Origin of the sequence: Kibdelosporangium philippinense (assembly GCF_021390435.2) — a bacterium.
Taxonomy (GTDB): domain Bacteria; phylum Actinomycetota; class Actinomycetes; order Mycobacteriales; family Pseudonocardiaceae; genus Kibdelosporangium; species Kibdelosporangium philippinense.
Map to the genome: position 1 here is coordinate 125,953 of NZ_JAJVCN010000002.1, position 20,614 is coordinate 146,566.

A 20,614-nucleotide genomic window follows, 5' to 3' on the forward strand; every position below is an offset into this window, starting at 1 on the left:
CGCTCAGGCCGCCTTTCCGGTCGTCTGCACCGCGATGTTGCTCGCCTCGCCGAACTTGAACGGAACCACCCGGTAGGTGGCCTTTTTCTCCGTCGGCTGGGTGGCCAGGCCATAGGTGTTGATGTTCGCTTCGGTCGTCGCGGCGATCTGGAAGTCCGCCGCACCGGCCGGTTTGCTCTCGACGAAGAAGCCTTCCTCGTCGGTGGTCCGGTCGGTCCAGGTCAGCTTGACGCCGTTGCGATCCGCCATCGTCACGGTGAAGTCGGTCGGCGCGCCCTGGGGATCACGGGCGGACGCGGACGCGGCCGGGCCCGGCCTGGTCGAGGGTTCGAGCCAGTCCTGCGCCGCGTTCTCGTCCGACTCGCCGGGCGGCAGCGTGAGTTCGACCGCGGGCGACGGCGTCCCGTAGTACGCCCTGACCCGGTAGAAGAACTTGGTCTCCGGCATGAGGTCAGCGTGCTTGTACGAAGTCTGCCCTGGCGGGAGGTAGTCCAGGATTATGTACTCGCCGTTTTCCTGGTCGGAGTACTCGATCACTTGTCCCGCAATGCTTTTGTCCACCACATGCCAGCTGAGGTCGACATTGAGCGGCGACGTCAGACTGGCCGTGAGGTCGGTTCGCGCGGGTGCCGGGGTATTCGGGGCATCGCTCGTGGGGCTGGCCGAGCAGCTGGCCAGCACCACGAGCGACACCGCCGCCAAGTACCTGATCATCGCGTGTAGAAATGGATTCCGGTCCAGCTGACGTCGATCCCCGCCCTGCCGCTTTCGGTGCGGTAGGCGCCGACCTTGTCGTAGTGGCAACCACCGTTGCCGCCGATCGTGATCGGCGTCCCGCCATTGATCCAGATCTGGTGCTTTCCTCCCGAGTAGACGGTGTTCACCCGGATCGTGCGGCCGTTGGTCGCGAACTTGTCCGGGCGAAGCGTCTTCTTCCCGTTACGAACGGAGTAGAGGCTGCGGCCGCTGGTGACGGCCAGCATGAAGTCGGCATCCGAAGGGCCGAACGTCTGCTTCAGGCTGATCTTGTCGCCGCTCATGGTGTTGATCCGGAACGAACCTTGGAACTGGTGGGTCCCGCCGCAGTACTCCTTGTAACGGCGTTCGGCGCGTTGGTCGCCGCTCGAGCTGCCGCAGGTGAGTCTGAAGCGGTCGCCACTGATGCTCCCGCAGCCCCGCTCCTGCGGACTGAAGCTGTTCGAGAAGTTCTTCCAGGAACCGCCGCCCTCCTGCGCGGTGGCCGCTGGTGCCGCGAGTACGAGACTGCCCGCCATGGCGAGCGCGGCGAGTAGATAAGCGGGCTTCTTTGCCACAGGTGTCCTCCGACAGGCGATCAAGGGATTCGTTGTCCGTGCGGAGAAAATGCCGCCTGGACGAGTGGCGGTGATGATGCCGAAAAACCGAGCGCCGGGAAAGTAGGCGATTTCTCCCGGACAAGGCGGACATCTGTCGGAGATATTGCACAACTCGGCGCGATCACGTATGGCCACGAGAACTCCCTGGACGCAGCCGAACGCCGCCAGTTAGACCAGTGCCACATGCGACAGTCGTCGCACCTTACTGGCCCGTACGTCCGCACGGACGGGCCAGCGGCATGGCGAATTGTCGCCGACGGGAGTGTCTACTCGGTAAACGAAATCAACAGTTCAGTATCCGTCGAAACCGGACTCTGTGAATGCCGTTCAGCATTCCTGGCAATAGTTTTCCAGGTGCCGGAACAAGTAGACAGAGGAAGAAAACGCTGCCCCTTTTGACATCCGGCGCCCAGTGCCGCGAGGTCATTCAGTCCATCAGGGCCTCGCCCAGTCGCGACAGCTGGTACTCGGTCAACGGCAACGTCGGCCTGCCCGGCCCAACGATGGGTCGCATGCCCCCAACTGGTTCGCCAAGGTCGCGAGTGCCGTAGTTCTGCAGGATCAGCTGGTAGGCCCGACCGTCGGACCGATACACCGACAAGGACAGTGAATAGAACGCTGATCCCTCTCCGCCCGGCTTGATCGGATAGATCTGGACGACCGCGCCCCGTGAACTGACCAAACGCTTGGGGGGTTCACAGTTGCTTTCGTTGAAGGCAGTGGCATCCGCCATGGCTGTCGGCCTGATACCGAACGTGCCGGTCGAGAGCATGAGGCTGCCAGCGCCGCCGCTGTCTGTGATGTCCACGAAGTAGTAACGAACTCCGGTATGGCTTTCCTCGAGTCGCGGTTCGCCGATCTGGGCGGGCGCGGCCACTTCCCGCAAGATCGTGACCAGCTTCGTGGTCGCGTTCCACTCGGGGAAGATCCAGCTGGGACGCACTTCATCCGAGGACTGCGGTCCGCTGCACCCTGGCTGACCCGGCCCAGCGACTCCAGGGAGTGGATTGAATGTGAACTCTGGTGCCTTCGTCGGCAGGTCCGCTCTGCGCCAGTTCACGTCCTTCGGAACCACCAACGGGATGTCAGTGGTCTGTGCCGGTTCGTTGACCAGGCTTGGCTTTCCGCCGAAGGTCATTGCCACGACACCAACGCCCGCGACGACTGCCATTGCCGCAGCCACCGACCCGATTTGCCGGAATCGCCTGCGGCGTAGGCCGCGCGGCATGATGTCCGACAGTTCCGTCTTCACCGTGGGCGCGGGTTGGCTGTTGAGCTCTACTCGCAGCGCCTCTCTCAGCTGCTGGTCGTCCAGCATCATGCACACCTCGAAGCGGCCGTGACCTGCTCGTACGCCTCACGCAGCGTTTTGAGGCCGCGAGCGGTCTGGCTTTTGACCGTGCCCGTTGAACAGCGCAGCGCTTCGGCTACCTGCTCTACCGACAGGTCCTGGACTATCCGCAGAACCAGTACCGCCCGCTGTTTGGGCGGCACCTTCTGCAGTGCGGCGATGAGGCTTGGCCTGTCCTCTGCCGCGTCGTGGTTGTCGACAAAGAGCTGTTCCGGGAGTTCAGCGACCAGGTGCTCACGCTTTCGGCCGCGACGACGGGTATCCAGGAACAAGCGGGTGACCACAGTTCGCAAGTACGCGTCCGGGTTGGTGTGGACCACCCGGGGCCAGTGCGAATACAGCCGCACAAAAGCATTCTGCGCGAGCTCTTCCGCTTCGGCCCAGTCGTAACACATCGCGTACGCGGTGCGTCTGGCGTAGTCGAAGCGTGCCGAGAAGAACTCGGCGAACTCCTTGTCGAATCGTGCCACGGGGTCTCAACGCCGATACGAAACGGCGGGTTGCATCAGCGAGACGAGCCAAATGCGCGAGTCGAGCGCAGGGGTGGTGCGGGGGCGTCGGTCACTTTGACCACGCGCATTGGGCGCAGTGTCGCGGTGTCCATGGGCGCGAGCAACTTCACGAGCCGACGGATCAGCAGGATCGTGAGCACGGCCAACGCGGCACCGAGCAGGTCTGTCAGCGCCGCCAGTACAACCCCGTCCGCGTGGGCCTGCACGCCTTCACGGAAGCGCCAGATGAACGTGACCGCCATCAGCACGCCGTCGACGATCCAGACGGCCCACCACCACAGGACCAGCTTGCCGGGTTTTGGGCGACCCGTTGATTCGCCGCGCTGGGCGGCGTGTTCGAGCTCGGCGAAGACCGATCCCGCGACGGCGAGGTTGATCCCTGGGATCAACATGCCCCAGAAGAACTGCTTGTCCGTACGGCCGGGTTGGTAGCCCGATACTTCCGTCGCGGCTTGCCGGGCCACGTAAAGCCACCAGATCGTCAGCGCGACCGCGATCGCACCGACGGCCAGGGCAAGGATCGCTCCTGTGTAGACGAATGTGTCCGAAACGGACACTGTGGTGCTGCTCAGTGCCCCAAATCGGCTCTGCAGCAACAAGATGTACCGCCAGAGCTCGGCGACGGTCGCGAGCACGGCCAAACCGGCGAGCAACCAGAGCATCGCGACGGCGTGCTTGGCGATGTACCGGACCCGGTCGACCGCCGCGGGCATCTCTGGCCGGGCGCCAGGAACCGACGTTGGCCAACGCCACGCCAGGCTGGGGAAACCCCACCTTGGCGGCGTCGGATACGCGGGCGGACCGGTGTACGGCCGCTTGCGCCGGTAGCCACCTTGGCCGCGCTGGTACGCGCCGGGTGGCACGGTGGCCACCCAGCGGACTGGTTGCTGCGCGGGCGGTCTGCCCTGGTAGTACGGGTGCACGCCTAGATGACCACCGGTTCGCCCTGCTCGCTGGTCATGTTCTTGCCCGCGGCCTGCCAGGACTGCATGCCACCGTCGACGTTGGTGGCGTCCCAGCCGTTGCCGTTGAGGTACGCGGTAACGCGCGCGGACCGGCCGCCGCTGCGGCAGATCACGTACACGTCCTTGTCACTCGGCAGCTCTTCGAGCCGCTCGACCAGCTCACCCATCGGGATGTGCAGCGCTTCCGGGGCGTGACCGGCGTCCCATTCGTCCTGCTCACGTACGTCGAGCAGGGTCACGTCGGCCGGTACGTCCTGCACCGTCACGGACGGCACGTTGGGCATAGTCACGCCCCGAATGCTGCCACGATCCGCGTAGGTACGCCGTTAATGCTGGACAGCCTTCTCGGCACCCACGCCGGTGAGGGCTCGGACCTCCATCTCCGCGTACTTGGCGTCGTCGCGTTCCTTGGACAGGACCGTGCCGAGCCAGCCGAGGAAGAACGAGACCGGGATGGACACGATTCCGGGGTTGGCCAGCGGGAACAGGTCGAAGTTCGCGCCAGGGAACATCGCGGTGGCGGTGCCGGACACCGCGGGCGAGAACACGATCAGCAGGATGCACACGGCCAGACCGCCGTAGATGCTCCACAGCGCACCCGAAGTGTTGAACCGCTTCCAGAACAGCGAGTACAGGATCGTCGGCAGGTTGGCGGACGCGGCGACGGCGAACGCCAGTGCGACGAGGAACGCGATGTTCTGGCCGTTGGCCACGATGCCGCCGACGATCGCCACGGCACCGATGACCAGCGCGGTGATCCGGGCGACGCGGACCTCCTGGTCCTTGTCGTCGACTTCGCCTTTCTTGATCACGTTGGCGTAGACGTCGTGCGCGAACGAGGCCGACGCCGTGATCGTCAACCCCGCGACCACCGCGAGGATCGTCGCGAACGCCACGGCCGCGATGAACCCGAGCAACACTGGCCCACCAAGCGCTTGGGCAAGCAGGGGCGCCGCCGAGTTGGCCTTGCCCGGCGCCGCGTTGATTGCCTCCGGACCGACCAAAGCGCCCGCGCCGTAGCCGAGGACCAGCGTGAACAGGTAGAAGATGCCGATCAGCCAGATCGCCCACACCACGGATCGACGCGCCTCTTTGGCCGTCGGCACGGTGTAGAACCGCATCAAAATGTGCGGCAGACCTGCTGTTCCCAGCACCAGGGCCAGAGCGAGCGAGACGAAGTCGAGCTGCGTCAGGCCGGTCTTGCCGTATTGCTTGCCTGGGTCGAGCACGGCCGCGCCCGCCTTGTCCGCGGCGCCGCCGAGCACGGCCGAGAGGTTGAAGCCGAATCGCGCGAGCACCCAGACCGTGATGCCCGCCGCGCCGACGATCAGCAAGGCGGCCTTGATGATCTGCACCCACGTGGTGCCTTTCATGCCGCCGACCAGCACGTACACGATCATGATCAGGCCGACGACGGCGATCACCGCGCCCTGGCCCACCGGGTTGTTGATGCCGAGCAGCAGCGCGACAAGGCCACCGGCACCGGCCATTTGGGCGAGCAGGTAGAAGAAGCTCACGGCCAGCGTGGACACCGCGGCGGCCGCACGGACCGGGCGCTGGCGCATCCGGAACGCCAGCACGTCGCCCATCGTGTATTTCCCGGTATTCCGCAGCAGTTCCGCGACCAGCAACAAAGCCACCAGCCAGGCGACAAGGAAACCGATCGAATAAAGGAAACCGTCGTACCCGTTCAGCGCGATCGCACCGGCGATACCGAGGAACGACGCGGCCGACAGGTAGTCGCCGGAAATGGCGATTCCGTTCTGCGGACCGGTGAACGCGCGACCGGCCGCGTAGTAGTCGGCCGCGGTACGGGTGTTCTTGCTCGCCCGGAACACCACGACCAAAGTGATCACCACGAAAGCGCCGAAGATCGAGATATTCAGCGCCGGGCTCGATCCCTCAAGCGCTTGGGCGAGCGTCACTTGTCCGCTCCTTCGATCTCCGCGCGGATCTTCTCGGCCTGTGGATCAAGCTTCCGGTTGGCGTACCTGACATACAAAGTCGTGATCACGAACGTCGACACGAACTGCAGAATTCCCAGCACAAGAGCCACGTTGATGTTGCCGAACAGCCGCGTCGACATGAAGTCGTGGGCGTAGTCGGCGAGCAGTACGTAAACCAGATACCAGACCAGGAAAAGCCCGGTCATGGGGAAGACGAACCGGCGCAACCGGCGCCTCAACTCAGCGAAATCGGCGGATTCTTGAACTTCACGCCACCGTGCCGTGTCCGGCGGCAGCTCTTCGGTCCCTGTTCGCTCGTCTGCGCTCACGTGAACCTCCCGCTAGTCCTGGTCGGACGTTAGGTACAAGCTGACCTTCCCGTAAGCGGCCGATCGGGCGCTGTCGCTCAGCCTGTTCGGCGATGCGACGAACGGTCATTATCGTCCGACGAGATGCCGTCATACCTTTTTCATGATCGCTATCGCACGAAAGAAGGAAGCTGGGATTACCCATTCGAGGGACGGTTAAACCCTGCGTAGAAATATTCAGTACGGCAACGACACGTTTTAGCCGACCCAGCGCAATGCTGGATTCACCGACGGTGACGACCGTCCGCCAACCGAGCCCGCTCCTCCGCAGTGCCGAAACGAGCCACATCGCGATCCCGGATGAAGCCAAGCGGATCGGGCGCGTGCATGCGCAGCAACGTCCGGCTGGTGTCGTGCGGCTGCCGCCTATGCGTCGCCTTGCTGACCATGATCACCACGAAGAACGCGATCGGCACCGTGATCAGCGCGGGCTGCCTGATGAACGACGGCGCCCAATCGCCGGTGTACCGGCTGACCCCGTCCAGCACGATCGCGCCGATCACCAATCCGCCACCGACGATCATCCCGGCACCGGCACCGACCCAGGTCAGCTTGCGCCACCAGATCCCAAGCAGCAGCACAGGACAGAACGTCGAAGCCGCGAGCGCGAAGGTGACACCGATGCTCAGCGAAATATCGTTGGGGCGCAACACCAATGCCAGCCCCAGCGGCACGACACCCGCGATGAGCGCGGCCCACCGGAAGTCACGGACCCGGCCGCGCAAAACATCCGTGGACAACACGCCGGACACACTCACCACGAGCCCGGACGACGTCGACAGGAAAGCCGCGAACGCGCCAGCGGCGGTCACCGCGCCAAGGATCTCCCCGCCAATCCCCGGAACGATCTTCGCGGGCAACGCGGTGACAGCGGCGTCGGTCCGCCCGGTCACCAGCAACTCCGGCACGTACATCCGCGACAACGCGCCCATCAGCAGCGGGAACATGTAGAACAGCGCCAGCAGCAGCATGATGTGCAACGTCGTGCGACGCGCGGCCTTGCCGTCCGGGTTGGTGTAGAAGCGCACCAGGACGTGCGGAAGTCCCATCGTGCCAAGGAATGTCGCGAAGATCAGCGAGTACGTGGTGAACAGGTCGCCAGCGCCACCGGACGACGGCTTCCCCCAGCTTTCGTTGTCCGCAGGCGCCCCGACGACCACCGGAACAGCACTGCCCGCGTTGAACCGCAAGGTCGTGCCCGCGTCGACGGTCACTTCGCCGATCTCGGGCCGCCAGAACGCCTCACCGGACGCGGGCGCGCCGTCGACCACACCATCCGCCCACAACCACACGGGTTCCTTGACCTGCAAGCGAACCGGTGTGTCCACGGTGACCGTCGTGGTCTCGGTGAACGTCGGCGGAGTCTTGGCAGTCAGTTCCGTCTCGTTCATCCCGACGCCGCCACGCCCGATGAAAATGGCGCAGAGGATGAAACACGGCGCGGCGATCGCGAAAAGCTTGAGCCAGTACTGAAACGCCTGAACGACCGTGATCGCCCGCATGCCGCCGCCGAACACGTTCACCACGACGATGACGACCACGAGAACCATGCCAACCCATTGCGGGACAGGCATGATGCGTGACATGACCAGGCCGGCGGCCTGCAACTGCGGCAGCAGGTAGAGGATCCCGATGAAGATCACGAAGAACGTCGCCAGCTTGCGCAGCCCGGCCGAGCCGAGCCGCGCCTCGACGAAGTCCGGCAGCGTGTACGCCCCGGACCGCCGAAGTGGCGCGGCGACGAACAACATCAACGCCAAATAGCCTGCGGTGAACCCGATCGGGTACCACAGCGCGTCGACGCCGTCCTTGAGAATCAGGCCCGCGACGCCAAGGAAGGACGCGGCCGAAAGGTATTCGCCGGACACCGCGGCGGCATTGCGCCTCGATCGCACGGTCCGCCGCGCGACGAGGAAGTCCTGAGTGGTGCTCGCGGCGCGTGAGCTCCGGAAACCGACATAGAAAGTCATCACCGCGACCAGCGCGATGCCGGACACGGCCCACAGGTTCAGCTCAACGGCCGTGCCACCCACTGGACAACCCTTCGGGCTACTTCTCGACCATGTCGACGAAGTCGCGTTCGTGCCGTTCAGCCAGCACGTTGTACCAGTATCCGATACCGAACAGGACGGGGAAGGGGGCGACCCCCAACAACAGCCACGGCAGCCGCACACCAGCCAGCGTGACATCGGAAATCGCTGGTACGAAGAAGAACAACACCGGAAGGCTGCAGAGCAGCACCACCGCGAGCAACGCAAGCCGTACAGCGGTACGGAATTGGATGCGGATGAAACCTCGGACTAGTTCTTCGCCGTAACTGGTCTGCTCTTCCAGTTCGACAACCGTACGCAGAACTGTCACCGGCGCACGGGAATCCGCGAGCACGACGCGTTTACGGCGGGGTGGTGGACCGGCGGCACCGTTCTCTTGCGGATCCTTCGGGGATCTGCCGGGCCCGGTGCCCGCCGAATGTCTACTCATGCACTGCTCCCGCTGTGGCTCTCACGTCGCATGAGCAGTGACACTGTGTTGAATGATGACCTCGCAAGCTCGCTCATGATCCCTAACTACCGAACCCTGCGCGCGGCGAGCGAACCAGCTTGTCCTTCAACTCCCGCGTGTGCCTGCGGCTCACCGGAAGCTCCTTCTCCTCGCTGCCGATCACGACGGTGTACCCGGACGCACCCATCCGCAGCTCGGTGATCAGGTTCAACGGCACCAGGTACGACCGGTGGATCCGCACGAACCCCACCTTGCCCCAGCGCTCTTCCAACTGCGCCAACGGAATCCGGACCAGATGCGACCCATCCGATGTATACAGCCGCGCGTAGTCGCCCTGTGCCTCGACCCACCGGACCGAGTTGCGGGCGACCAGTTTCGTGGTCCCGGCCAGTTCGACCGGAATCACCTCGTCGTCCCTGTTCTCCGGCACCGCAACCCCACCAGGAGCGGCGCCGGGAGCAGGCAGGTTGTTCAGCCGCAGCTTCGCGATGACCCGGTCGACCGCCTTGTCGACGCGTGCTTGGTCGTTCAGCGGCTTGAGCAGGTAGTCCACCGCACCGAGTTCGAAGGCGTCGACCGCCTCGTCGCCACCGACACCGGTGACGAACACCAGACACGGCGCCGGGTTGAACTCCGAGAGCACCCGGCCCATCTCGATCCCGGTCAGCCCGGGCATGTTCAGATCACAGAAAACAGCATCCACCGCGGGCATCCCGGCCTTGCGCCGGGTGACCAGCTCTTCGTCGTTGCCGCTGAGCACACGCAGTGCCTCGGCGGCGTCAAAGGCCGTCAGAATCTTGCGAACGTGCCGGTTGTTCTCCAGCCGCTCGGTGATCATCTCTATGCCGGCCTTCTCGTCGTCGACGCACAGCACGACGAGTCCGGCAGCGCTCTCGTTAGTCACGGTGGGGTGCATCTTGCCTATCGCACCATCCTCATGTCCATGTTCATCCCTACCGCCACCCTGCCGAGTGAAGTTTTGTGTACGAACAGGATCACAGACCGAATCGTGACCAGGTAGCTCGTTGCTCGATCGCTTCGATCGCAGCGCCAAGCAACCCGGTCCCAATCGACGAAACGCCGGCACCGCCACCGACCCCCAGCCGGGCCAGCAACGGCCGTCGCGGTTCGGCGATCGAGATCTCGGCGTCGGGGAACCGCTCCGAGATCACGCCACGCAGCGAGCCAAGCCCGTCGACAAGACCACGCTCGACCGCTCCGGCCCCGGTCCACACTTCGCCGGAGAACACGTCGTCGTGGTCCTTGCTCAACTTCTCGCCGCGCCGCTCGCTGACCCAGTCAACGAACTGCTTGTGCAGCTGGCCCTGCAGCCCGACCAGCCACTCGACGTCCTCAGGCTTCTCCACCTGGAACGGGTCCAACCGCATCTTGTTCGTGCCCGCGGTGTGCACGCGCCGCTCGACACCCACTCGTTCCAACAGGCCGGAAAGACCGAATCCGGCACTGATCACGCCGATCGAACCGACCAGCGAGGTCTGGTGCGCGTAGATCTCGTCGGCAGCGCACGCCAGCCAATACCCGCCGGACGCGGCCACGTCCTCGCAGAACGCGATCACCGGCACGTTCGCCTTGGCGGCGAGCTGCCTGATCCGTTCGGCCACCAGCGCCGACTGGGTCGGCGCGCCGCCGGGCGAGTTGATCTGCAAAGCCACCGCGACCAGCCGGTCGTGGTCAAACGCCCTGGTCAACGCGGATTCAACCGAGTTGAGGTTGATCGCCCCCCGGCCGAGTGGCGACGGGGTCGGTGTGATCACTCCATGCAGCTTGATCACGGCGACGACGGGCTTGCGGTCGATCCGGTCGCCCAACCCGGGCAACCGGGACACCAGCTTCTCGGTCACGCTCATGACGAAAACTCTACGGACTCGGCGTGTGACCGTTGGCGGATGGCGAACTAGGCCCGGGGACCGGGGCATAGTCGTCGTCCGCTTCGGGATGTGAATAGTCCGGCAGCGCGGGCCGCACGCCGGGGAACGACTTCGGCACGCGCAGGATGACCTTCATCCCCGCGCCCGGCGCGGTCTCCACCATCAGCGCGTACTCGTCGCCGAACACCGAACGCATGCGCTGGTTGATGTTGCCGATGCCGACGTGCGAGCCGGTCTTGTGGGCGTCACGCAGATCGGCGAACAGGCGGTCGGCGTCCATGCCGACGCCGTCGTCCTCGACGCTGATCAGCGCCTCGGAGCCGTTGTCCTGAGCGATCACGGTGACCGTGCCGCCACCGGGTTTGCGGGCGATGCCGTGGCGCACCGCGTTCTCCACCAACGGTTGCAGCACCAGGAACGGCACCACCACCGACAGGACCTCTGGGGCGATCTTCAACCGGACCGCGAGCCGGTTGCCGTACCGGGCGCTCTCGATGGTCAGGTAGCGATCGATGTTGCGAAGTTCCTCCGAAAGTGTCGTGAAGAATCCCGACGCCCGGAACGAGTACCTGGTGAAGTCCGCGAAGTCCTGAACGAGGTCGCGAGCCTGCTCCGGATCGGTCCGGATCAGCGAGGAGATCGTGTTCAGCGCGTTGTAGACGAAGTGCGGCGAGATCTGCGCCCGCAGCGCCCGCGCCTCGGCCTGGGCCAGCTGCTGCTTGGCCTCGTCGAGTTTGGCCAGCTCAAGCTGGATGCAGACGAACTTGGCCACCTCGTCGGCCATCCGCATCAGCCGGCCGGAGTTCATCCCGCCGACCACGATCAAGGCGCCTTCGACCGTGCCCTCCACGATCAGCGGCACGATCACCGCGGTACGCATCGGGCAGCTGCCGCGCCTGCTGCACGGCAGGCTCTCGTGCTGGACGTGCTCACGCTGGCCGCGGGAGACCGCGGCGACGATGTGGTCGGCCAGGTCCCGGTAGTGGTGATTGGCCTGTCCGTCCCATGACAGCAGCGAGCCGTTCGCGTCGCTGAGCCCGACCGCGACGCACTTGAGCAGCTCGACCAGGTGCTTGGCCGTCTGGTCGGCGGAGGCCTCGGTCAGCCCGCCGCGCAGCTCCGGCGCGGCTTTCGACAGCCGCTGGATGGCGTCTAGCTGCGCTTCATCGACCGACGTGCTCACCCGCCGGGTCCGGCACAGGAAGACGAAGAGGCCGAGCACAGCCAGCGTCGCGATGACGCCGAGGACGACTCGCTCGGTCAGGAACTGGACCACTTGTCAATGCTCTGGTACTCGGTACACACAGGCAAGCTCTGGGCCCGAGATTAGTAGACATCCGATGAATCTTTGAGGCAGGGTGTCCCCGTGCCGAGTGTTCGAGTGCCGACCGAGCAAGCAACCAGACGAGTCGCGCTGTTCGCGACCTGTCTGACCGACACGTTCTTCCCGGACACCGCGCGGGCGGTGGTCCGGCTGCTGGAGCGTCTCGGCTGTTCAGTGGAGTTTCCCGAGGCCCAGACGTGCTGCGGGCAGATGCATTTCAACACCGGCTACCGCGCCAAAGCCGCCCCGCTGGCCCGCAACGTGGCCACCGTGTTCGCGGGCTACGACGCGGTCGTCGTGCCGTCCGGGTCGTGCGCGGGCATGGTCCGACACGTGTACCCCGAGCTCGGCGTTGAACCGAGCCCGACCTATGAGCTGTCCGAGTTCCTGATCGACGTGCTCGGGGTCGAAGACGTCGGCGCATATTTCCCCCATCGGGTGACGTACCACCCGACGTGCCACTCGCTGCGGATGCTCGGTGTCGGCGAGAAGCCGCTGCGCCTGTTGCGTGCGGTCAAAGGCCTCGATCTGGTCGAACTGCCCGCGGCCGAGTCGTGCTGCGGGTTCGGCGGGACGTTCGCGCTGAAGAACGCCGACGTGTCCTCGGCGATGCTCGCGGACAAGATGTCGTGCGTGCTGGACACGGGCGCTTCGGTGCTTTCGGCTGGCGACAACTCGTGCCTGATGCACATCGGCGGCGGACTGTCGCGGCTGCAGACAGGAGTGCATCCGGTGCACCTGGCGGAGATCCTGGCGAGCACGGAGGAGGAGCCATGGACCGCAACCCGGTGACATGGCTGGGCAGCCCGGCGTTCCCGACGGCCGCGCGCACGGCTTTGGGCGATTCGCAGTTGCGCCGAAATCTCAAGCACGCCACGGGTTTGATCAGGAACAAACGGTCTGCCGCGGTTGCCGAACTGCCGGACTGGGAGCAGCTGCGGCTGTCCGGCGAGGCGATCAAGGACGAGGTGCTGTTCAACCTCGACACCTATCTGCTGCAGTTCGAGGAGTCGGTCAAGGCGCGCGGCGGAGTCGTGCACTGGGCGGCGGACGCGGCCGAGGCGAACGAGATCGTGGTCCGGCTGGCCCGGGAAGCGGGCGCGGACGAGGTCGTGAAGATCAAATCGATGGCCACCATGGAAATCGGCCTGAACGAAGCGCTTGAGGAAGCGGGGATCGCGCCGATCGAGACGGACCTGGCCGAGCTGATCGTGCAGCTGGGCAACGACCGGCCGTCGCACATCCTGGTGCCCGCGATTCACAAGAACCGAACGGAAATCCGGGACATCTTCAAGGCCACGATGCCCGATACCGCGGACCTGACCGACGAACCAGTCGAACTGGCGGCGGCCGCACGGGCCTTCCTGCGCCGGAAGTTCTTGTCCGCCAAGGTCGCGGTGTCCGGCGCGAACTTCGGCGTGGCATCGACCGGGTCGGTGGTGATCGTGGAATCGGAGGGCAACGGCCGGATGTGCCTGACCCTGCCGGAAACCCTGATCAGCGTGATGGGCATCGAAAAGCTCGTGCCCGCGTGGCAGGACCTGGAAGTCTTCCTGCAGTTGCTGCCCAGGTCCTCGACCGCGGAACGGATGAACCCGTACACGTCGATCTGGACGGGCGTGACGCCTGGCGACGGCCCGCAGAACTTCCATCTCGTGCTGGTGGACAACGGCCGCACCTCGACTTTGGCTTCCAAGGTCGGGCGCCAGGCCTTGCGCTGCATCCGGTGTTCGGCTTGCTTGAACGTCTGCCCGGTGTATGAACGAACTGGCGGGCAGGCTTACGGCTCGGTGTATCCCGGACCGATCGGTGCGATCCTGACGCCGCAGTTGGGCGGTGACATGGACGACAAGCACGCGGCTTCTTTGCCTTACGCATCTTCCTTGTGCGGCGCGTGTTTCGAGGTGTGTCCGGTCCGGATCGACATCCCGTCGGTTTTGGTGCATCTGCGTTCCGAAGCTGTGGCCGCGAAACCGTCCTACAGTCCCGAGGCGGTCGGGATGGCCGCGATGTCGTGGGTCATGGCCGGTCCTCGGCGGTTCCACGTGGCCCAAAGGCTTGCTACTTTCGGCCGGTTGATGGCGCGTGGTGGCAAGATCCGCAAACTGCCGTTCCCCGGTTCGAAGTGGACAGACAGCCGGGATCTGCCCGCACCCGCGAAGGAGTCGTTCAGTGCCTGGTGGAAGCGGACCCGTGGCTGATTCCCGAGCTGTGATCCTCGACCGGATCCGTGCCGCTTTGGGCTCCCGTCCGGATGTTTCCGTCCCCCGGGACTATCAGCGCACCCGGGATTTCCCTTCGGTGCCTGACCTTTTCGCCGAACGAGTGGCGGACTACCGGGCGATCGTGCATCGGGTCTCGGACCCGGTGCCTGCCATCCGGGAAGCCTTGGCGGGCAAGCGGATTGCCGTGCCTTCGGATGTGCCTTCCTCGTGGCTCGTGCCTTCGGTGACCTGGTTGCACGAGCCTTTGTCCAACGCTGACTTGGATTCCTGCGACGGGGTGCTGACCGGGTGCGCCGTGGGAATCGCCGAAACCGGCACCATCGTGCTCGACGGCGGCGTCGCCCAGGGACGTCGGGCGTTGACTCTGCTGCCCGACTATCACCTCGTTGTCGTCCGGGCGGATCAGGTCGCCGGGACCGTGCCTGAAGCTTTGGCTCGGCTCGAGCCCACGCGTCCGTTGACTTTCGTCAGCGGGCCTTCCGCCACCAGCGACATCGAACTGGACCGGGTCGAAGGCGTACACGGCCCCCGCACCCTCGAGGTCCTGTTCGTGGGCTAGTCCCCCAGCCACCAGGTCGGCACGGCGGACTGACCCGGTCTCCGCGTTTCGCAGCCACGCTCAGACGTCCGAAGGCGCGGGTATCGGACCGAAGTCATCGTCGATCGGTCCCGCCAACTGCTTGGCCAGCAGCGGATCGGCGTGAATAGCCGCAGTGCTCTGCCATTCTCTGATGGTCTGCGCGAGAACCGACCATTGCTCAAGTTCCGCGGATGCTTGAAACGCTCGCGCGAAGTCCGCAACGAACTGCGCCCGCTCGTCTTCGGGAAGGACTTCCGTCCACGGAAACTCGTCCTGCAGCGCGACCGCGACCACTTCCGCAGGCAAGTGGGCCAATACAGTGCGCAGAGCCCTGGCGGCGGCCACCGAACCCTCCGCAGCGCTGAGCACTCGGTCTTCCCTGGTCAGCAGGAGGGCTACGCCGTCACGCCTGCGCACTCGCACGTCGCCTTCATCGGCGAGTGCGGCAACGCTCTTCGGGTCGCGTTGCAGGTCGCTCCACTGCACCTCGGTAGCCATACATCAATTCTGAACTTTTTCAGAAGTCTGTGCAACTGTGGCCGGTGGACCTCACTTGAGCAGCTTGGACATCCGGCGGTCGGCGAGTGGCTTGCCGTTGGTCTGGCACGTCGGGCAGTACTGGAACGACTTGTCGGCGAACGAGACCTCCCGAATCGTGTCCCCGCAGACAGGGCACGGCAGCCCGGTGCGCGCATGCACCCGCAATCCCGAGCGCTTCTCACCCTTCAGGCGCGCGGCGGACTGGCCGACTGAGCGGTCGACCGCATCTTTGAGCACGGACAGCATGGCCTCGTGCAGGTGGGCGAGCGCGTCGTCGGACAGCTTGCCTGCGGTCGCGTACGGCGAAAGCTTGGCCGTGTGCAGGATCTCGTCGGAGTAGGCGTTGCCGATGCCGGAGAGCAGGCGCTGGTCGGTGATCGCGTTCTTCAGCCGCTCGGTCCGGCCGGTCAGCAGGTTCTTCAGGTCGTCGAGTGACAGGGACAGCGCGTCCGGGCCGAGGTTCTTGATCTGGGGGATCTGCTGGACGTCGGTCACGATCCAGACGGCAAGGCCTTTTTTCGTGCCAGCCTCGGTCAGGTCAAACCCAGGGCCTTCGCCGGGCGGGCCGAGGTGGACGCGCAACGCCAGCGGCCCCTTGCCTGGCTTGGGCGGGGCGGCGCTGAGGGTGTCTGCCCATCTGAGCCAGCCTGCTCGGGCCAGGTGGACGACCAGATGCAGGCCGTCGCAGTCCATGTCGAGGTACTTGCCGTAGCGGCCCGCACCGGTCACGGTTCGCCCGTGCAACTCGGTCCATGGGGGTGTTGCCGTCTTCAGCACCTGCAAGGAGGCGACGTCGACACGGTGGACGGTACGGCCTACCGCGAACTCACGCAGGTGATGCGCGAGCGCCTCGACCTCAGGTAGTTCTGGCACACCGACAGTCTCACCCGGATATCCCCGGCTGTCACGAGATGGACCTCAGTCAACGAGGTCGCGGCCGGTGCCACCACCACATTCGAGTCGGTCAATGGCAGTGATCAGACGCCGCGCATTCTCCGGACTCCGGAACAGATGAACCGTTTCCATGAGTGACCGATAGTCATCGTACGGAACGATCACAACGGGCTCATGTCCCGCACGAGTGATCACGACTTCCTCGCGACCGTCAATCACAGGATCCAGAGTCTCGGCGTACCGCAGGCGACACTCGGAATCGCTCATCACCCGCATAGCGTCAGTTCACTCCACCGGGTGGAGCGGGCCGTCGAAGCTGGGCATGGTGTCACGCTGGATGTCCCTGGCCACCTTGGCGACCTCCGAGCGGACGGTGAACATTCCGCGCACCGTGCCGACCCACTTCTCGACGGGTGCTTCCGGCGTGCCGTCGCCGGTTTCGGCGACGAGCTTCCATGGGCGGCGCAGGGCCCAGCGGGCTGGGAAGAACAGGAAGATCATCAGCAGGGCCAGTACGACCCACGCTGGCACCACGACGTCTTCCGGCATCCGGAACACCCAGATCAGACCGAGGATGACCACCAGAAAGGCCATCACGATGCCTGCTCCGGGCCCGCCGCTCACGTCGTGCTCGAAGTCTTCGGCCGTCGCGGGCTTGCGGCCCCACTCCAGCTCGCCACGCACGGTCCACATGCGGCCATCTGCACCACGTACCAGGCGCGTCATGCTCGTCGCCTCCCGCTCGACACGTCTGTATAGGCGCCGATCCACACTCGGCAATCGCGCACGGTTCAACGTTACCGTGTCGCCACTAGGCCCAGCGGGTGAAAGTCGATCGTCACTCAGCGCGTCGGCTTGTCAGTGCTTTCCGCTGCCGCTGGTTCGGGTGCGTCGCTGGTGGTCTGCACCGGCTTTTTCGTCGAGGTCTGACTGGATGAGGGCGTCGGCTTGACCGTCGTGGTCTCTGTTTCGGACGCGAGTGTCTTGTCCGTGGTGCTCGTCGGGGGCGGGCAGGTCTCCGGCGGGCCGATCAACACGCTGGAGCCGTTCTCCGACTCGTCGGCGATGTCGCGTGGCCTTCCCGACGTGTCACCCGGGACCACCATCGTCTCGGTCTCGTGCGCCGAGACGGGCGCGGAGTCAGCCTGTCGTGCCGCTGGCGCGTCCTGGGCAGGTTCCGAATCCTGCGGCGCGGCAGCGCGTGCGGTCCCTGTCGACCGCAGCGAGGACGACAGTGCCCCGGCCACGCCGCCCATTTCCGGCAGTACGGATTCGGTGATCACCAGCTCGGACGGGCCTTGGCCGGTGAAGTCCAATGCGGCGAGGATTGTGCTGTCCGCGCCGGGCACCACGTTCATGCCGAGCACGCCAGCGGCGATGACCGACGAGCCAGCCAAGGTCAGTTTGGCGCCTGTGGACGCGACCAGGCCCTTGAGCGTGGCCCAGAACCCGGTCTTGTGCGCCACCAGCCCACCGAGCGCGACCGGGGCGGCCATCATGCCCGCGTAGGACCGCAGCCCCGCGCAGACGTCCACCAGCTCGTCGTGTGTCGACTGACACGACGAACAGCTGACCAGATGGGCACGCACGCGGCGCCGCTCGGCGCCTTTGATCGTCCCGGCGGTGTACGCGCCGAGCTTTTCCAGAACCGACCGGCAGCCGGTCGATCCGTGATGCGTGGACAGATGCGCCTGGAGGTACGCGGCGCGCAGGCCACGGCGGGCGCGGCGGGCCAGCGCGGCGGTGGCGTTGGGGCTCAGGCCGAAGTTGTCCGCGACGACCGCGGGCTGCTCGCCTTCGACCTCGACCTTCCACAGCACGCTGCGCCAGCGCTCAGGCAGGCTGGTGAACGCCCGCGTGATCAGGTTTCGTTCGTGTGCCTGGCCGGACGTGTCCGGGTTCTCGCCCGCGCGATGCGACAGCACCTCGTCGGACACCGGGACGTCCCGGCGCCGCTCGCTCCACTCCCACGCCACTCGCCGGGTGACGATCAGCAGGTAGGAGCGGACGTTGTCGACGGGGCCGGAGCCGCGGCGAATCGCTTGCAGCACCCGGAAGAACGCTTCCGCAGTAAGGTCCTCGGCGTCCGCGCGATCGGCGGCGAGACTCCGCGCCAGCCGTCTCACGGCATCCGCGTGCCTTGAGAACAGCTCACCAAACGCGGCGTCTTCCCCGGCGCGCAGGGCGGCGAGCAGATCCCGGTCGTGGAATTCCTCGCCAGCGTCGAGAGCAGGGTTGCCCGTTGCGGTCATCCGGCTAGGTACCTCCCTCCGGATACACGCGAACGTTGAACAACATGCCACATTCGGGCGTCGCCGAGTGTGGGTAGTGTGAAGACTCTTGGTGACATCCGACGATCGACGTGAGCCAGATAACCTGATCAGCTGCGCCGATCGGCGCACTGAATCGCTCATGTGTGGTGCGAATGAACTACACCCGCACGGGGGAGGTCATCCCGCCGAAAAACGCATGGCGAGCATCCGGTAGAGTGTCCTCAACGTCGAAAGACGCCATGCGGATGTAGCGCAGCTGGTAGCGCATCACCTTGCCAAGGTGAGGGTCGCGGGTTCGAGTCCCGTCATCCGCTCGCTCGCTCAGGGGACGTGTGCCTGCGGAAAGCGCAGGCCTTGTCGCTCGCCTTTACATCGGGGGGATGCCCCCGAACCCCCCAGCTTTACTGCAGGCGCTTCGCGCCCTTTTGGCTACGGTTGGGTCTCGCTCGGGGTGGTTTGGCTTTTGGTTGCCAGTCGAAATTCCGGCTCTTTTGTCCACTGAGGACTAGCCTCGACTGTGCTGGGCTAGGTGGCGGAGGCTCTGGATGTACAAGTGGAATGAGTTTCTTACGAGGCGGGCTGATCTCAGCAAGGAGCTGTTCGACCACTATTGGACGAACGTGCATGCTCCGCTGGTCATGAGCATTCCCGAGGTCAAGCGGTACACGCTTCGGTATGTCCAGCAGCACAACACCGGGCTGGTCCTCGAGGGTGTCGCTGCCGCGCCTTATGACGGGGTGGTCGAGGTGTGGTTCGAGGACATGGCGGATTTCCAGGCGATCGCCAGTTCCGGGAAATGGGACGCCGCGCTCAAAGACGTCGAGAACTTCGCCGATGTCTCGAAGACCGCCGTGCTCAACACCACCGAGGAAGTCATCTACGATCAGTGACCTCGCGGCAGCCCTCCGGCTGTCCGAGGGGCCGGGTAGACCAGGCCGTTTGTCGCATCTCGGCCTGGCTGTTTGGGCACTACGGTTAGTCAAATAGTCCTGTTTGGCTTGACCCGATCGGGGTAACCCGATAGGTGTAACGCGTGCTCGATCGACGAGGCGCGCCGTTACGTATGGTCGTGGGGGCGTTCCTAGGAGCTGCCGCTGCGGCCTTGTTCGCGGTCGGTGCCACGAGTAGCCGCACAGACAAGCCAGTGCCTGTGCGGCTGGAACACGTGGCCACGGACGGTACGACCTCGTCCGTCCCGCCTCCGGTGAGCGCGACGCAGATCACCGACCAGACCTCATCGAGTTCCGAGTCGAGCTCCACCGCGTCCTCGTCCGGCTCGTCGAGCAGCTCCGGGTCGAGCTCGAAGACCACGACGACGACTCAGAAGACCGTCACCACGACCAAAGAGGTGACGAAGCCCTCGTCCACGACTCCGACGACGCAACCGACCACAACGACGACGAAGTGCACCACTTTGCTCTGCTAGTGGTGTGTCTCGGGACGTTGCTGGGTTTATTCGGCGGATCCAGGTTTTCGCTGGGCGTGCCGGACGAAGGTGCCTGTATCGGGTGTACCGGCGCCTTTGGCCGGTGCGTCCAGCGGGAAGCTGGGCCGTCGAGAAACCCGGCGAACGTTTCGAGACGCGCCACTAGGTCGTCTTGAACGGATCGTGCTCGGTGATCAGCTTGTCGAGCCTTGCCTGGTCGACGCGCTTGTGCACGGCGTTGTCCTCCTGCTTGTCCCTGATGCACTTGGCCAGGGTGAACGCCGACGTGACGGTGTAGAGCAGGCCTAAACTCAGGAACCCGCGGACCCATGGATCGACGGGCAGCATGAAGACCCCGATGGTCACCGCGACGAGCGCGATGGCGAACGAAGCGACGGCTTGCGCGTAGAACGCTGGTGTATTCCTAGGCATGACCGAAGGGTCCTGTGACCAGGGCATCCCTG

General features: G+C 65.2%; 24 protein-coding genes and 1 tRNA gene. 5 read left to right on the forward strand and 20 right to left on the reverse strand.

Features of this window, described 5'->3' with window-relative positions:
- Positions 1-3: 3 nt before the first annotated feature.
- The 13 genes from LWC34_RS19390 to LWC34_RS19450 all read right to left on the reverse strand — a co-directional run bounded on the left by LWC34_RS19390 (position 4) and on the right by LWC34_RS19450 (position 12,164).
- Positions 4-714 carry a fibronectin type III domain-containing protein gene (locus tag LWC34_RS19390; protein ID WP_233726590.1) on the reverse strand — a complete coding sequence of 237 codons (711 nt, stop codon included), beginning with the start codon at positions 712-714 and terminating at the stop codon, positions 4-6.
- On the reverse strand, positions 711-1,313 hold the full coding sequence (locus tag LWC34_RS19395) for a hypothetical protein (protein ID WP_308200107.1): 603 nt from the start codon (positions 1,311-1,313) through the stop codon (positions 711-713). Before LWC34_RS19395 ends, LWC34_RS19390 begins: the two co-directional genes overlap by 4 nt.
- A gap of 469 nt (positions 1,314-1,782) precedes the next feature.
- Entirely contained in the window at positions 1,783-2,673 is an 891-nt protein-coding gene (locus LWC34_RS19400) for a hypothetical protein (RefSeq protein ID WP_233726591.1), read from the reverse strand.
- Positions 2,673-3,176 (reverse strand): SigE family RNA polymerase sigma factor, encoded by a 504-nt coding sequence (locus LWC34_RS19405; protein ID WP_233726592.1) that lies wholly within the window; start codon positions 3,174-3,176, stop codon positions 2,673-2,675. The genes LWC34_RS19400 and LWC34_RS19405 overlap by 1 nt, the downstream gene beginning before the upstream one ends.
- A gap of 35 nt (positions 3,177-3,211) precedes the next feature.
- Positions 3,212-4,141, reverse strand: coding sequence for a DUF4328 domain-containing protein (locus LWC34_RS19410; protein ID WP_233726593.1), 930 nt, complete (start codon positions 4,139-4,141; stop codon positions 3,212-3,214).
- Positions 4,142-4,143: 2 nt separating this feature from the next.
- Positions 4,144-4,467 carry a rhodanese-like domain-containing protein gene (locus LWC34_RS19415; protein WP_233728758.1) on the reverse strand — a complete coding sequence of 108 codons (324 nt, stop codon included), beginning with the start codon at positions 4,465-4,467 and terminating at the stop codon, positions 4,144-4,146.
- A 42-nt stretch (positions 4,468-4,509) separates the two neighbouring features.
- Positions 4,510-6,108: a monocarboxylic acid transporter gene (locus tag LWC34_RS19420; protein ID WP_233726594.1), complete on the reverse strand. Its 1,599-nt coding sequence runs from the start codon at positions 6,106-6,108 to the stop codon at positions 4,510-4,512.
- Positions 6,105-6,458, reverse strand: coding sequence for a DUF485 domain-containing protein (locus LWC34_RS19425; protein WP_372496553.1), 354 nt, complete (start codon positions 6,456-6,458; stop codon positions 6,105-6,107). The genes LWC34_RS19420 and LWC34_RS19425 overlap by 4 nt, the downstream gene beginning before the upstream one ends.
- 263 nt (positions 6,459-6,721) lie before the next feature.
- Entirely contained in the window at positions 6,722-8,467 is a 1,746-nt protein-coding gene (locus tag LWC34_RS19430) for a sodium/solute symporter (RefSeq protein ID WP_233728761.1), read from the reverse strand.
- A gap of 79 nt (positions 8,468-8,546) precedes the next feature.
- Positions 8,547-8,978 carry a hypothetical protein gene (locus LWC34_RS19435; RefSeq protein WP_233726595.1) on the reverse strand — a complete coding sequence of 144 codons (432 nt, stop codon included), beginning with the start codon at positions 8,976-8,978 and terminating at the stop codon, positions 8,547-8,549.
- Positions 8,979-9,060: 82 nt separating this feature from the next.
- The gene (locus tag LWC34_RS19440) at positions 9,061-9,915 is read right to left on the reverse strand and encodes a LytR/AlgR family response regulator transcription factor (RefSeq protein ID WP_233726596.1); all 855 of its coding nucleotides are present in this window, start codon (positions 9,913-9,915) and stop codon (positions 9,061-9,063) included.
- 79 nt (positions 9,916-9,994) lie between these two features.
- Entirely contained in the window at positions 9,995-10,867 is an 873-nt protein-coding gene (locus LWC34_RS19445; protein WP_233726597.1) for a S49 family peptidase, read from the reverse strand.
- Positions 10,868-10,877: 10 nt separating this feature from the next.
- Entirely contained in the window at positions 10,878-12,164 is a 1,287-nt protein-coding gene (locus LWC34_RS19450) for a histidine kinase (protein WP_233726598.1), read from the reverse strand.
- Between the two features lie 90 nt (positions 12,165-12,254).
- Between LWC34_RS19450 and LWC34_RS19455 the strand changes: the two genes are divergently transcribed.
- The 3 genes from LWC34_RS19455 to LWC34_RS19465 are packed head-to-tail and all read left to right on the forward strand — an operon-like array spanning position 12,255 to position 14,996.
- Positions 12,255-13,004, forward strand: coding sequence for a (Fe-S)-binding protein (locus tag LWC34_RS19455; protein WP_233726599.1), 750 nt, complete (start codon positions 12,255-12,257; stop codon positions 13,002-13,004).
- Positions 12,986-14,413, forward strand: a complete 1,428-nt coding sequence (locus LWC34_RS19460) for a LutB/LldF family L-lactate oxidation iron-sulfur protein (RefSeq protein ID WP_233726600.1) — start codon at positions 12,986-12,988, stop codon at positions 14,411-14,413. Before LWC34_RS19455 ends, LWC34_RS19460 begins: the two co-directional genes overlap by 19 nt.
- Positions 14,406-14,996: a LutC/YkgG family protein gene (locus LWC34_RS19465; protein WP_233726601.1), complete on the forward strand. Its 591-nt coding sequence runs from the start codon at positions 14,406-14,408 to the stop codon at positions 14,994-14,996. The genes LWC34_RS19460 and LWC34_RS19465 overlap by 8 nt, the downstream gene beginning before the upstream one ends.
- A 60-nt stretch (positions 14,997-15,056) precedes the next feature.
- Here LWC34_RS19465 and LWC34_RS19470 read toward each other — a convergent pair whose 3' ends face one another.
- From LWC34_RS19470 to LWC34_RS19490, 5 genes are all read right to left on the reverse strand, one after another.
- Complete coding sequence (locus LWC34_RS19470; RefSeq protein ID WP_233726602.1) at positions 15,057-15,515, reverse strand: hypothetical protein; 459 nt, start codon at positions 15,513-15,515, stop codon at positions 15,057-15,059.
- A gap of 51 nt (positions 15,516-15,566) precedes the next feature.
- Positions 15,567-16,430 (reverse strand): Fpg/Nei family DNA glycosylase, encoded by an 864-nt coding sequence (locus tag LWC34_RS19475; RefSeq protein ID WP_233726603.1) that lies wholly within the window; start codon positions 16,428-16,430, stop codon positions 15,567-15,569.
- 45 nt (positions 16,431-16,475) lie between these two features.
- Positions 16,476-16,727 (reverse strand): type II toxin-antitoxin system Phd/YefM family antitoxin, encoded by a 252-nt coding sequence (locus tag LWC34_RS19480; RefSeq protein ID WP_308200108.1) that lies wholly within the window; start codon positions 16,725-16,727, stop codon positions 16,476-16,478.
- Between the two features lie 9 nt (positions 16,728-16,736).
- Positions 16,737-17,177 carry a DUF983 domain-containing protein gene (locus LWC34_RS19485; protein ID WP_233726605.1) on the reverse strand — a complete coding sequence of 147 codons (441 nt, stop codon included), beginning with the start codon at positions 17,175-17,177 and terminating at the stop codon, positions 16,737-16,739.
- 116 nt (positions 17,178-17,293) lie between these two features.
- Positions 17,294-18,703 (reverse strand): sigma-70 family RNA polymerase sigma factor, encoded by a 1,410-nt coding sequence (locus LWC34_RS19490; protein WP_233726606.1) that lies wholly within the window; start codon positions 18,701-18,703, stop codon positions 17,294-17,296.
- 262 nt (positions 18,704-18,965) lie between these two features.
- On the opposite strand from LWC34_RS19490, the gene LWC34_RS19495 reads away from it, so the two are divergent.
- A tRNA-Gly gene (locus LWC34_RS19495) sits at positions 18,966-19,038 on the forward strand.
- Positions 19,039-19,269: 231 nt separating this feature from the next.
- Complete coding sequence (locus LWC34_RS19500; protein ID WP_233726607.1) at positions 19,270-19,614, forward strand: EthD domain-containing protein; 345 nt, start codon at positions 19,270-19,272, stop codon at positions 19,612-19,614.
- Positions 19,615-19,699: 85 nt separating this feature from the next.
- Here the strand turns inward: LWC34_RS19500 and LWC34_RS19505 are convergent, their stop codons facing one another.
- Complete coding sequence (locus tag LWC34_RS19505) at positions 19,700-20,035, reverse strand: hypothetical protein (protein WP_233726608.1); 336 nt, start codon at positions 20,033-20,035, stop codon at positions 19,700-19,702.
- A gap of 277 nt (positions 20,036-20,312) precedes the next feature.
- Positions 20,313-20,582: a YiaA/YiaB family inner membrane protein gene (locus LWC34_RS19510; RefSeq protein WP_233726609.1), complete on the reverse strand. Its 270-nt coding sequence runs from the start codon at positions 20,580-20,582 to the stop codon at positions 20,313-20,315.
- Positions 20,583-20,614 lie beyond the last annotated feature (32 nt).